This window comes from Dickeya oryzae (genome assembly GCF_009372235.1).
In the GTDB taxonomy this organism is placed as follows: domain Bacteria; phylum Pseudomonadota; class Gammaproteobacteria; order Enterobacterales; family Enterobacteriaceae; genus Dickeya; species Dickeya oryzae.
In genome coordinates, this window is sequence record NZ_SULL01000014.1 from 189,086 (window position 1) to 201,627 (window position 12,542).

General features: G+C 54.4%; 10 protein-coding genes. 7 read left to right on the forward strand and 3 right to left on the reverse strand.

Annotation, left to right across the window (positions count from 1 at the left end; genetic code table 11):
* Positions 1-64: 64 nt before the first annotated feature.
* Complete coding sequence (gene araA, locus FAZ14_RS15775; RefSeq protein WP_016941338.1) at positions 65-1,576, reverse strand: L-arabinose isomerase; 1,512 nt, start codon at positions 1,574-1,576, stop codon at positions 65-67.
* Between the two features lie 54 nt (positions 1,577-1,630).
* On the reverse strand, positions 1,631-3,316 hold the full coding sequence (locus FAZ14_RS15780; protein WP_016941339.1) for a ribulokinase: 1,686 nt from the start codon (positions 3,314-3,316) through the stop codon (positions 1,631-1,633).
* Positions 3,317-3,698: 382 nt separating this feature from the next.
* Between FAZ14_RS15780 and FAZ14_RS15785 the strand changes: the two genes are divergently transcribed.
* The 7 genes from FAZ14_RS15785 (at position 3,699) to FAZ14_RS15815 (ending at position 11,409) form a co-directional block, all read left to right on the forward strand.
* Positions 3,699-4,682 (forward strand): arabinose ABC transporter substrate-binding protein, encoded by a 984-nt coding sequence (locus FAZ14_RS15785; RefSeq protein WP_016941340.1) that lies wholly within the window; start codon positions 3,699-3,701, stop codon positions 4,680-4,682.
* A gap of 88 nt (positions 4,683-4,770) precedes the next feature.
* A complete protein-coding gene (gene araG / locus FAZ14_RS15790; RefSeq protein WP_029456339.1) occupies positions 4,771-6,294 on the forward strand; it encodes an L-arabinose ABC transporter ATP-binding protein AraG in 1,524 nt (507 codons plus the stop codon).
* 18 nt (positions 6,295-6,312) lie between these two features.
* Positions 6,313-7,299 (forward strand): L-arabinose ABC transporter permease AraH, encoded by a 987-nt coding sequence (gene araH / locus FAZ14_RS15795; RefSeq protein WP_016941342.1) that lies wholly within the window; start codon positions 6,313-6,315, stop codon positions 7,297-7,299.
* Positions 7,300-7,368: 69 nt separating this feature from the next.
* On the forward strand, positions 7,369-8,322 hold the full coding sequence (gene araC, locus FAZ14_RS15800; protein WP_016941343.1) for an arabinose operon transcriptional regulator AraC: 954 nt from the start codon (positions 7,369-7,371) through the stop codon (positions 8,320-8,322).
* 267 nt (positions 8,323-8,589) lie between these two features.
* A complete protein-coding gene (locus FAZ14_RS15805; protein WP_153508854.1) occupies positions 8,590-9,639 on the forward strand; it encodes an oxidoreductase in 1,050 nt (349 codons plus the stop codon).
* Positions 9,640-9,792: 153 nt separating this feature from the next.
* The gene (locus FAZ14_RS15810) at positions 9,793-10,791 is read left to right on the forward strand and encodes a bile acid:sodium symporter family protein (RefSeq protein WP_016941345.1); all 999 of its coding nucleotides are present in this window, start codon (positions 9,793-9,795) and stop codon (positions 10,789-10,791) included.
* A gap of 159 nt (positions 10,792-10,950) precedes the next feature.
* A complete protein-coding gene (locus FAZ14_RS15815) occupies positions 10,951-11,409 on the forward strand; it encodes an SgcJ/EcaC family oxidoreductase (RefSeq protein ID WP_016941346.1) in 459 nt (152 codons plus the stop codon).
* Positions 11,410-11,507: 98 nt separating this feature from the next.
* Here FAZ14_RS15815 and add read toward each other — a convergent pair whose 3' ends face one another.
* Complete coding sequence (gene add / locus FAZ14_RS15820; protein WP_016941347.1) at positions 11,508-12,530, reverse strand: adenosine deaminase; 1,023 nt, start codon at positions 12,528-12,530, stop codon at positions 11,508-11,510.
* Between the last annotated feature and the right edge of the window lie 12 nt (positions 12,531-12,542).

Below are 12,542 nucleotides of genomic sequence, written 5' to 3' on the forward strand. Positions count from 1 at the left end.
TCGGCTTTGTTGTTTACAGCGTTGTCTGTTTACCGTGTTACTGACCGGCGAGCGGTTGGGGGGATTAGGCCCGATGTCCGCACAGCTTGTAATACAGGTCGTTCCAACGCAGCCCGTCTTTGAAAGCAGGCAGGGTAGTGTGCTGGTCGATCACCGTCAACTCGATGTTATGCAGGTCGGCGTACAACCGTAAATAATCCAGATCAAGCGACTGCGTGAAGACAGTATGGTGTGCGCCACCGGCCAGAATCCAGGCTTCGGCCGCGGTTTCCAGTGATGGCTGAGCCTGCCACAGTGCGCGGGCAACCGGCAGTTTCGGTAATGGGTGCGGCTGCGCGACGGCATCGACCTGATTCACCAGCAAGCGGAAACGATCACCCAGATCGATCATGCTGACATTCAGTGCTGATCCGGCCGGGGCGGAGAAGATCAACCGTACTGGATCCGCCTTACCGCCGATCCCGAGGTATTGCGCATCCACCAGTGGTTTGGCTTCGCTGGCAATGCTCGGACAGACTTCCAGCATGTGTGCACCCAACACCAGATTGTTACCGGGTGCAAAATGGTAGGTGTAATCCTCCATGAAGGAGGTACCACCGGGTAAACCTTGCGCCATCACCTTCATGACACGCAGCAGTGCGGCTGTCTTCCAGTCGCCTTCAGCGCCAAAACCATACCCCTGTTGCATCAAGCGTTGTACCGCTATGCCGGGGAGTTGCTTCAGGCCGTAGAGGTTTTCAAAGTTGGTGGTAAAGGCTTTAAAGTTGCCCTGATCGAGAAAACGCTTCAGACCGAGTTCGATGCGAGCGGCATCCAGCAAATTCTGCCGTTTGGGGCCGTGCAGTTTGACCGCGTCGCTGAGCGTATAGGTTGCTTCGTACTCTTCAATCAGCGCTTCCACATCGCTCTGGCCGATATCGTCCACCACACCGACCAGATCTCCCAATCCCCAGGCGCTGACGGCGTAGCCGAACTGAATTTGCGCACCGACTTTATCACCTTCGGTGACCGCCACTTCCCGCATGTTGTCGCCAAATCGTGCCACTTTGAGCTGGCGGCTTTCCTGCAACGCGGCAGCAACGCGCATCCATTTGGCAATGCGTTCATGGGCATGGCGATCCTGCCAGTGACCGACCACCACCTGATGGGCCTGACGCATGCGTGCGCCGATAAACCCAAACTCACGCCCACCGTGGGCCGTCTGGTTCAGGTTCATAAAGTCCATGTCCATACTGTCCCATGGAATATCGGCATTGAACTGGGTATGGAACTGCAACAACGGCTTATTCAGGATGCTCAGGCCACCAATCCACATTTTGGCGGGTGAGAAGGTATGCAGCCAGGTCAGTAAGCCGATGCAGTTGTCCTGATAATTGGCATCGCGGCACAGCGCGGTAATTTCATCCGGTGTTTTGACCAGCGGTTTGAGTACCAGCCGCACTGGCAGATTGGCGTCACGATTAAGGCCATTCACCACTTTTTCGGCATTCTCTTTTACCTGACGCAGTGCTTCCGGGCCGTACAGATGCTGACTGCCAATCACAAACCAGACTTCGAGCGGCTTAAATTGTTCCATGATGACTCCTGTTTGGGTTCCCAAAGGGATGTAAAAGTGATGTTCGGCAAACACTCAATGGTCTGCCCCGGCGTGGGGGCTGTAGGCGGGTTCCGCCAGCCGACACCACTGCTGATAACGTTCGTAGAGCCGTTGATAGCGGGCGACACGCTCAGGGTCTGGCATCAACGTGCGTTCGATTCCACAGGCCATGTGCTGTTGCGCAGAAGGAATATCCGGATGTGCTCCGGCAGCGACGGCGGCGAAGATAGCCGCACCCAGCGCGCAGCATTGGTCCGAGGCCACGATTTGCATCGGGCGATTCATCACGTCGGTACACACTTGCATGATGGTGGCGGATTTACGGGCTATCCCGCCGAGCGCCAGCAGGTTTTCCACCGGGATCTGCTGAGATTCGAAGCACGCCATGATGGCGCGTGCGCCAAACGCGGTGGCGGCAATCAATCCACCAAACAGCGCCGGGGCGTCGGTACCGAGATTGAGGTCAGCAATCACGCCTTTGAGCCGCTGGTTGGCAAACGGTGTGCGACGGCCATTAAACCAGTCGAGCACCACCGGCAGGTGGTCGAGTGAGGGGGAATCGGCCCAGGCTTGCGTCAGTTGAGTCAACAGGCTGGATTGCAGTTGATCCAATTGTGATTGCCACTCGGGGTGTTCGCTGGCGGCCAGTTGCAGTGGCCAGCCGAGCACACGGCCAAACCAGGCGTACATATCGCCGAAGGCGGATTGACCCGCTTCCAGACCGATATAACCGGGAACGACGCTGCCATCCACCTGACCACAGATCCCGGCGATCGTTTTGTCGCCAACACGATCCGCGTCTGCTATCAGAATGTCACAGGTTGAGGTACCGATAACCTTAACCAGCGTGTAGGGCTTAGCCCCTGCACCGACTGCACCCATGTGACAATCGAAAGCACCGCCGGATATCACGACATTGTCAGGCAAACCTAATCGCTGTGCCCATTGTGGCGTCAGCATGCCGACCGGGTGATCAGCCGTCCAGGTCTCGGTAAAGAGTGGGTAGTGCAGTTTTTCTGTCAGGCAGGGATCGAGCGCCTGTAAGAAATCTTTTGGCGGCAGGCCACCCCAATCCGGGTGCCACAGTGATTTGTGCCCGGCGCTGCAACGGCCGCGACGAATTGCGCCCGGCGCTGTGGTGCCGGAGAGCAGGGCGGGTACCCAGTCACACAGTTCTATCCAGGAGACCGCCGCCTGACGTACTGCCGCATCCTGACGGGTGATATGGAGAATTTTGGCCCAGAACCATTCTGATGAATACACGCCACCGATGTAGCGGGTGTAATCCGGGAATTGGCCGCTGCGGCATAGCTGGTTGATGGCTTCAGCTTCATCAATAGCGGTGTGATCTTTCCATAGCACAAACATGGCGTTGGGGTTATCCGCAAACTCCGGACGTAGCGCCAGCACGTTGCCTTGTTCATCGATTGGCGCAGGCGTTGAACCGGTGGAATCGACGCCAATGCCGCTTATCTGCTGGCGCTGTTCGGGAGTCAATCGTGCGACCACAGTCCGAATCGCTAATTCCAGTGATTCGATGTAATCCAATGGATGGTGGCGAAACTGGTTGCTGGCGGGGTGACAATATTGTCCCTGACGCCAGCGCGGATAGTAGACCACTTCTGTTTCCAATTCCTGCCCGCTGTGGCAATCCACCGCCAGCGCACGGACAGAATCGCTGCCAAAATCAAGACCAAGAGTAATGGCGCCCGCACTCATCGTTGCTGCTCCTGTTAATCGTAGGGATCACGCTGTTTACGATAGACAGGCCGATTTAACGCCGTGAGGAGTCATTAGCTGGAAGTATGTACTTTTCTGCCACGCTCAGGGGTTTTGTGATGGCGGTCATAAGTTAATGGCAGGTTAAATTTGCTGAATCTATGCACGAATCAGCTGTAGTTTCTGAATGTGATTGCGCTCTCTCTTCGTGGTGAAAATACCCGCTACAACTTACGCGTCTGAAGGTAAACGGAGGATGGAATCACAATAACTTATTGTTTTTCCATTGTTCCAGAAAAAAGCATTTTACTGAGAGCGTTTACATACGTGATGGCACCTCCGGTTGCCATCGTGGTAAAGATAACAATGAGCGGAGAAAACCATGCATAAATTCACTAAGGTTCTGGCGGCGATTGGCCTGGCTGCGGTTATGTCACAATCGGCTATCGCAGAAAATATGAAGCTGGGCTTTCTGGTTAAACAACCGGAAGAGCCCTGGTTCCAGACTGAATGGCGGTTCGCCGACAAAGCCGGTAAAGACCTGGGATTTGACGTTATCAAGATAGCCGTACCCGATGGCGAGAAAACCCTCAATGCTATCGACAGTCTCGCTGCCAGCGGTGCCAAAGGTTTCGTTATCTGTACACCTGATCCGAAACTGGGGTCAGCTATCGTTGCCAAAGCGCGCAGCTATAACCTGAAAGTGATTGCCGTAGATGACCAGTTTGTGAATGCCAAAGGGCAACCGATGGACACCGTACCGCTGGTGATGATGGCCGCCACCAAGATTGGCGAACGTCAGGGCCAGGAATTATGGAAAGAGATGCAGAAACGTGGCTGGAAACTGCAAGACACTGCGGTGATGGCGATCACCGCCAATGAGCTGGATACCGCTCGCCGCCGCACGTCGGGATCGATGGAGGCACTGAAAGCCGCTGGATTCCCGGAAAAACAGATCTATCAGGTTCCAACCAAGTCTAACGATATCCCCGGCGCATTTGATGCCGCTAACTCGCTTCTGGTGCAACACCCTAACGTGAAGAACTGGCTGATCGTCGGTATGAACGACAACACCGTACTGGGTGGTGTGCGTGCGACCGAAGGGCAGGGATTCAAGGCCGCTAGTGTTATCGGTATCGGTATCAATGGAGTAGATGCGGTCAGCGAACTGTCCAAAGCACAACCGACCGGTTTCTACGGCTCACTGCTGCCAAGCCCGGACGTACATGGCTACAAGAGCATCCAGATGCTGCATGACTGGGTAACAAAAGGCGTTGAACCGCAGAAATTCACCGAGGTGACGGATGTGGTGCTGATTACCCGCGATAACTTTAAAACTGAACTGCAGAAAAAAGGCTTGATGTGATGACCTTTGCCCGCCTGTGCTGGTAGCCGCGCGGGCAAAACACTGGCCGCGCCGTCATCAGACGGCGCAGACCATTGAGGATGCTGAAATGACCGTACAGTCACCTTATTTATCCTTCCGGGGGATCGGCAAAGTGTTTCCCGGCGTCAAGGCACTGGATGACATCAGTTTTGACTGTCATGCCGGGCAAATCCACGCGTTGATGGGAGAAAACGGCGCGGGGAAATCCACCTTGCTGAAAATTTTGAGCGGCAATTACACGCCGTCGCAGGGAGAAATCCATATTAAAGGGCAGCCAGTGCGCTTTACCAACACGATGGACGCGCTGAATGCCGGTGTGGCGATCATCTATCAGGAACTGCATCTGGTGCCGGAAATGACGGTAGCGGAAAACATCTATCTGGGGCAGTTGCCGCATAAAGGCGGGTTGGTAAACCAATCGCTACTGCGTTACGAGGCCGGTTTACAACTGGAACACCTTGGATTGGATATCGACCCGGACACGCCGTTGAAATACCTGTCCATTGGGCAATGGCAGATGGTGGAAATCGCTAAGGCGCTGGCACGCAATGCCAAGATTATCGCCTTTGACGAACCCACCAGCTCGTTGTCGGCACGTGAGATTGAACAACTTTTCCGGGTGATCCGTGAATTGCGCAGTGAAGGGCGGGTGATTCTGTACGTCTCACACCGTATGGAGGAGATCTTTGCACTCAGCGATGCCATCACCGTGTTTAAAGATGGACGCTACGTGAAAACCTTCTCCGATATGCAGCAGGTTGACCATGCGCAACTGGTGCAAGCCATGGTGGGCCGCAATCTGGGTGATATTTACGGTTATCAGCCACGTCCACATGGCGAACCGCGGCTGGAACTGCACGACGTCAAAGCTGTTGGGGTGAAATCACCGGTGTCGTTATCAGTACGCAGCGGCGAAATTGTCGGCCTGTTCGGGTTGGTGGGCGCCGGGCGTAGTGAACTGATGAAGGCGCTGTTCGGCGCGACCGGTATTACCAGCGGCGAGGTGCGGCTGGATGGGCAACCACTGCGTGCCAGAACCCCCGGTGATGCGATTCGTAGCGGGCTGATGTTGTGCCCGGAGGACCGTAAAGCTGACGGTATCATTCCAGTGCACTCGGTGCGAGATAACATCAATATCAGCGCCCGTCGCAAACACATCAAAAACGGTTTCATCATCAATGAAGCCTGGGAGGAGGAAAACGCCGATCACCACATTCAGGCGCTGAATATCAAAACACCATCGCCAGAGCAACTGATCATGAACCTGTCCGGTGGTAATCAGCAGAAGGCGATCCTCGGGCGCTGGCTGTCAGAGGAAATGAAAGTGATCATGCTGGATGAACCGACCCGAGGCATTGACGTCGGTGCCAAGCATGAGATTTACCACGTGATTTATGAGCTGGCCCGGCAGGGTATTGCCGTGTTGTTTGCGTCCAGCGACCTGCCCGAAGTGCTGGGGCTGGCGGACCGCATCGTGGTGATGCGCGAAGGTGCCATTTCCGGCGAATTGCTGCACGACGAAGCCAGCGAGCAGCAGGTCCTGAGTCTGGCGATGTTAAAAACGACTGCTACTGAACCCGCGGTTGCCTGACCGCCAAGGAGTTGATGAATGTCTACGGTTAGTTCCCCTTCTCATGCCGGTAAATCTCATGGCTTCAGCCTGTCCCGTATCTGGGATAATTACGGCATGCTGGTTGTGTTTGCCGCACTGTTTCTGGCCTGCACGCTGTTCGTGCCTAATTTCGCTACCTTCGTCAACATGAAAGGACTGGGGTTGGCGATTTCCATGTCGGGCATGGTGGCGTGTGGCATGTTGTTTTGTCTGGCCTCCGGCGATTTTGACCTGTCGGTCGCCTCGGTGATTGCCTGTGCGGGTGTCACTACCGCCGTGGTGATCAACATCAGCGAGAGTCTGTGGCTGGGCGTTGCCGCGGGCTTACTGCTTGGCGTGGCGTTCGGTTTACTCAACGGTTTTGTCATCGCACGACTGAAAATCAATGCGCTGATCACCACACTGGCGACCATGCAGATTGTGCGCGGGTTGGCGTACATCATTTCTGATGGCAAGGCGGTTGGTATCGAAGACGAACGCTTCTTCACGCTGGGGTATGCCAACTGGCTGGGATTGCCAGCACCGATCTGGCTGACGGTCATTTGCATGGTGTTGTTCGGTTTGCTGCTCAATAAAACCACCTTTGGTCGCAACACGCTGGCGATTGGCGGTAACGAAGAGGCAGCCCGCCTGGCCGGGGTGCCGGTGGTACGAACCAAAATCATCATTTTCGGTCTGTCCGGGCTGGTTTCTGCGGCAGCGGGTATCATTCTGGCATCGCGTATGACCAGTGGACAGCCGATGACGTCCATCGGTTATGAATTGATTGTGATTTCAGCGTGCGTACTGGGCGGTGTGTCACTGAAAGGCGGTATCGGCAAGATATCCTATGTGGTGGCTGGGGTGCTTATCCTGGGGACGGTGGAAAACGCCATGAACCTGTTGAATATTTCGCCCTTTGCTCAATATGTGGTGCGTGGTCTGATTCTGCTGGCCGCGGTTATCTTTGACCGCTACAAACAATTGTCGAAGAAAACGGTGTGATAGCCGGATAGCGCCAGCCTGAGCTGGCGCTATCCATAACGAGACGAAAATCTCTTTTCAGGAGGCCGCATGTATCACCGTATGGCGCATGAGTCCCAGCCTAACCCGTTGCTGCCCGGTTATGCGTTTAACGCCTATCTGGTGGCGGGACTGACGCCGATTCTGGCTGGTGGACCGCTGGATTTCTTCATTGATCGTCCAGATGGTATGAAGGGATACATCATTAACCTGACCATCAAAGGTCAGGGGAAGGTGTTGGATGGCGATGATACGTTTTTCTGTAACCCTGGCGACCTGCTGCTGTTTCCACCCCGGTCGCGTCATTACTATGGCCGTGCGCCCGGTAGCGACTGTTGGTATCACCGCTGGGTCTATTTTCGTCCTCGTGCCTACTGGGCCGACTGGCTGGAGTGGCACAGTAAAGGCTGTGATGTGGGGCGCTTGACGCTCTCCAATCCTGGGCTGTTGCAGGAGTTTGACAAGTTATTCGCCAATATTGAGCAGACCCACCGTTCCGGGCGGCGTTTTGCTGAGGAACTGGCGATGAACTTGCTAGAACGCCTGTTATTGCGCGCGATGGAGGAAGATCCACAGAGCCCGCAGCGCATTATGGACCCGCGCGTGATCGAAGCGTGCCAGTTTATTACCGGTAATCTGGCCGGAGAACTGCGCATTGATGAGGTGGCTCGCCATGTTTGTCTGTCGCCGTCGCGGCTGGCCCATCTGTTTCGTGAACAGGTTGGTGTGAACATCCTGCGCTGGCGCGAAGACCAACGTGTCATCCGTGCCAAGCTGTTGTTACAGACCACACAGGAGTCGATCGCTGCTGTCGGTCGTGTGGTTGGCTATGACGATCAGCTCTACTTTTCCCGCGTTTTCCGCAAGCGGGTAGGTGTTAGCCCCAGCGATTTCAGGCGGCGTAACAGCGAAATCCATCATCCGTTGATAGAAAAACCGGTGGAGGTTTCTCCCTGGCGAGGTGAATCGCTCGCTCCGCCTCATCCCTGGGTTGTGACGCCGTAGAGGCCGTAATTGTCGGTCCGCGTACCCCGGCTATGACTGCCACAGGAGGTTATAGCCGGGGTGCTATCATGACAATTATCTCAATACTTTCTCCGTACTCTCTCAGTTCTATCTCCGTGCTGCCATCTCAGCACTGTCCGATAATTATCGTTTTCCCCGGTGCTATACTAGGCTGTGTTCTGCCAGCGGTGCGCTGCAGGTGGGACGCCGCCTAATTGCACTAGGACAACGGGCCTTAACTGCAGGCCCGCCAATGAGGGGAAATATATGACGGAGACCATCCGTGTTGGTCTGTTAGGTTATGGTTATGCCAGTAAGACGTTTCATGCGCCACTGATTGCAGCCACGTCAGGAATGAAGCTGGCGGCAGTATCGAGCCGCGATGCGGGGAAAGTTCAGGCTGACTGGCCCTCAATGCATGTCGTGGCCGAGCCGCAGGCGCTGTTCAATGATCCCGATATCGACCTGGTTGTTATCCCCACTCCGAATGACACCCATTTCCCGCTGGCTCGGCAGGCGTTACTGGCCGGTAAGCATGTGGTGGTGGATAAACCGTTTACCGTGACGCTGTCACAAGCACGTGAGCTGAACCAACTGGCAGAACATGCGGGTAAACTCCTTTCTGTATTCCATAACCGGCGCTGGGACAGTGATTTCCTGACATTACAGCAATTGCTAAAAGCAGGTGCGCTGGGCGATGTGGTGTATATGGAATCGCATTTTGATCGCTATCGTCCGCAAGTGCGTCAACGCTGGCGTGAAGACGGCAGCGAAGGGAGTGGCATTTGGTACGATCTGGCACCACATCTGATTGATCAGGTGTTGCAGTTGTTCGGCTTGCCTGTGGCGATTCAGGCGGATATGGCGCAGCTCCGTCCTGGCAGTAAAGCCGCCGATTACTTCCACGCGACGTTGATTTACCCCCAGCGACGTGTTGTGGTGCACAGTTCTATGCTGTCGGCGGCACCCAGCGCCCGTTACACCGTGCATGGTACTCAGGGTAGCTATGTGAAGTTTGGTGTTGACCCGCAGGAAGACCGCTTGAAAGCGGGCGAAAAACCACAAGAACATGATGACTGGGGGCAGGATAACCATGACGGTATTCTGACGCTGCACCGTGATGGTGTACTGGCGGACCAACCCGTGCCGACCATCCCTGGGCATTATCAATCTTATTATGCCGGTATTCGTGATGCGCTGCGGGGGCGGGGCGACAACCCGGTACCTGTCGGACAGGCGATTAACGTGATGGAGCTGATCGAGCTGGGGTTAACCTCGTACGAACAGAAAAAAACGATGACACTGAAGAGCAGTTAGCCGGTAACCGTCATGATTTGTGACGTAAATCCCTGAACGCGAGGCGGGTTTCTGTCTTGCATTATGGGTATTTATTGCTGATAGTGGGGCATTGTTTAAGCAGGCGATCTTAGGATCGCCTGTATTTTTTATGTCTGAGGATGCAAACACACTATGGCATGGTTACAACGCTTGAAAATTGACAAATTTTTGCTGGTTTTAATTGCGGTCGTTATTACCGCGTCCATTTTCCCGTGTGAGGGCACGGCCAAGGTTTTTTTCGAAAACCTGACCACTGCCGCCATCGCACTGCTGTTTTTCATGCATGGCGCCAAGCTATCTCGTGATGCGATTACGGCTGGTATGGGCCACTGGCGGCTGCATCTGGTGGTGTTTGCCAGTACCTTTATTCTGTTCCCATTACTGGGGATTGGCATGGCATTCCTGTCACCACAGGTGTTAACCCCCGGACTGTATCTGGGGTTCCTGTATCTGTGTGCATTGCCTGCGACGGTGCAATCCGCCATTGCCTTCACTTCGATGGCTCGCGGTAACGTTGCGGCCGCGATTTGCAGCGCCTCAGCATCCAGCATTCTCGGGGTTTTCCTGTCGCCGATCCTGGTTGGTTTGCTGATGCACACGCAGGGTGGGCAAACTGATACGCTGCATGCGATCGGTTCAATTATCATGCAACTGATGGTGCCGTTCGTCATTGGTCATCTGTCCCGTCCGTTGATTGCCCACTGGGTCGATCGTCATCGCAAACTGATCAATATCACTGACCGCTCATCTATTCTGTTAGTGGTGTACGTGGCATTCAGTGAGGCGGTGGTGCAGGGGATTTGGCACCAGATCAACGGGTGGTCGCTGCTGGCGGTGGTTATCTGTTCGCTGGTGCTGCTGGGGATTGTGCTGGTTTGTACCACGCTGGCAGCCCGCAAGTTGGGGTTCAATACCCCGGATGAAATCACCATCGTATTCTGTGGTTCTAAGAAGAGTCTGGCCAATGGTATTCCGATGGCTAACGTACTATTTCCTGCCGCCGCCGTTGGGGCGATGGTGTTGCCGTTGATGATTTTCCACCAGATCCAGTTGATGGTGTGTGCGACACTGGCGCAGCGTTATGCAAAGCGAGCCGCATCGCCGGATGAAGAAAAAAAAGCGGGAAAATAATACGACAGGGTTAAACCACTTTTCCTGATGTCGATCGTTTCCTCGCGAAATGGTCAACCGAGAGCACATTGACTATAGTGTTAATCTGCGAGGCTTTTTGAGGCCTCGCAGCAATAGGGATAGAGAAAGTAATCATTAATTGATAGATGAGGGATAGACATGTATAAGAAAGTACTGCTCTCGCTGAGTTTCCTCAGTGCCGTTACCGTATCTCAGGCTTATGCCGCGACAACGGAAACCTGTGTCAAGACTGATGAAAGCGCTATCGCCAGTTTGTTTGATCGCTGGAATGCATCGTTACAGACTGGGGATGCGAAGAAGGTCAACGCCAATTATGAGACCGACGCAGTGTTATTGCCGACGCTGTCTGGAAAAATACGTACGACAGATGCTGAGCGCATTGACTATTTTGAGCATTTCTTAGCAAAAAAACCTGTGGGTAAGATTGATAACCGCGTTATCAAGATTGGTTGTAACGAAGCGCTGGATATCGGCAATTACACCTTCACATTTGGTGATAACTCACAGGCTAAAGCGCGTTATACCTATACTTATGCTTTCAAAGACGGTAAATGGTTGATCTCCAGTCACCATTCGTCCGTACAACCGAAAGACTAATTGTGCCGGGATGGGATGCTGTCGATGATATTATCGACAGGTCACCTCCGACATGAAAAAAGCGGATACCTTGTGGTATCCGCTTTTTTTTGTCTGATTCAGCTTGATTGCGCTTGCCGTTGTTGAGCGCGCTGGCGTAACAGCTGTTTTTCCTGTTCGGAGATAAACGCCATACGCAGGCCGTTTTCTTGTGCCTGTCGGATATCTTCCGGCAACAGGCCAGCTAAGGGGGCCGCTATCTCGTATTCATGACGAATATCGATCCCTTGCACGGCTGGGTCGTCGGTGTTAATCGTCGCCGGAATACCGTGACGCAGGAAATGCACCAGTGGGTGCTCATGCATCGCTTTTACCGTGCTGGTTTGCAGGTTAGAGGTCAGGCAGGATTCAATGCCAATCTGGTGCTCGGCCATATATTCCATCAGTGTACTGTCGACGATCGCCGTAACACCGTGGCCGATACGCTCAGCACCTAGCTGCTGTATCGCCTGCCAGATACTTTCCGGACCGGCAGCTTCGCCTGCATGAGCGGTGATACGCCAGCCCGCATCGCGTGCTCGGGTAAAGTGGGTAGTGAAGAGCTCACCGGGGAAGCCGAGCTCATCGCCCGCCAGGTCGATGGCAATAATGCCGTCTTTGTGTGCCAGCAATGCGTCAAGTTCTTGCTCGCAGGCGTGGGTACCAAAGGTACGACTCATGATGCCGATAAGGCGCACCATCACGGCGTGATCATGGTCGCGACAACCCGCGGTAACACCATCGATTACGGCCTCAACCACGCCTTCCAGCGGTAACTGATGGTTGAGAGCCATGTAGTAAGGCGAAAAACGTAGCTCGGTGTAATCCAGTCCGGCGCGGATCGCATCTTCCACGTTTTCGTAAGCCACACGACGGCAGGCATCCAGCGATCCCAGTACGGCCACACCCCAGTCCAGCTTTTGCAGGAAGCTTATCAAATCGGGTTCGTGGTCGATTATCTGTACGTGGGGACGCAGGGACTCGAGGTCATGGCCGGGCAAATCGATAGTAAACTGGCGGCCTAAGTCAAGGATGGTTTGGGGGCGGATATTACCATCAAGATGGCGATGGATATCCGTCAACGGAATGTACGGATCAATCATGTTGTATGTTGT

Coding starts and splice junctions, on each gene's coding strand:
- FAZ14_RS15815 (WP_016941346.1), top strand. CDS start 10,951: ATGTATAAGAAAGTACTGCTCTCGCTGAGTTTCCTCAGTGCCGTTACC.
- FAZ14_RS15780 (WP_016941339.1), bottom strand. CDS start 3,316: ATGAGTGCGGGCGCCATTACTCTTGGTCTTGATTTTGGCAGCGATTCT.
- FAZ14_RS15810 (WP_016941345.1), top strand. CDS start 9,793: ATGGCATGGTTACAACGCTTGAAAATTGACAAATTTTTGCTGGTTTTA.
- araG (WP_029456339.1), top strand. CDS start 4,771: ATGACCGTACAGTCACCTTATTTATCCTTCCGGGGGATCGGCAAAGTG.
- FAZ14_RS15805 (WP_153508854.1), top strand. CDS start 8,590: ATGACGGAGACCATCCGTGTTGGTCTGTTAGGTTATGGTTATGCCAGT.
- araH (WP_016941342.1), top strand. CDS start 6,313: ATGTCTACGGTTAGTTCCCCTTCTCATGCCGGTAAATCTCATGGCTTC.
- araC (WP_016941343.1), top strand. CDS start 7,369: ATGTATCACCGTATGGCGCATGAGTCCCAGCCTAACCCGTTGCTGCCC.
- FAZ14_RS15785 (WP_016941340.1), top strand. CDS start 3,699: ATGCATAAATTCACTAAGGTTCTGGCGGCGATTGGCCTGGCTGCGGTT.
- add (WP_016941347.1), bottom strand. CDS start 12,530: ATGATTGATCCGTACATTCCGTTGACGGATATCCATCGCCATCTTGAT.
- araA (WP_016941338.1), bottom strand. CDS start 1,576: ATGGAACAATTTAAGCCGCTCGAAGTCTGGTTTGTGATTGGCAGTCAG.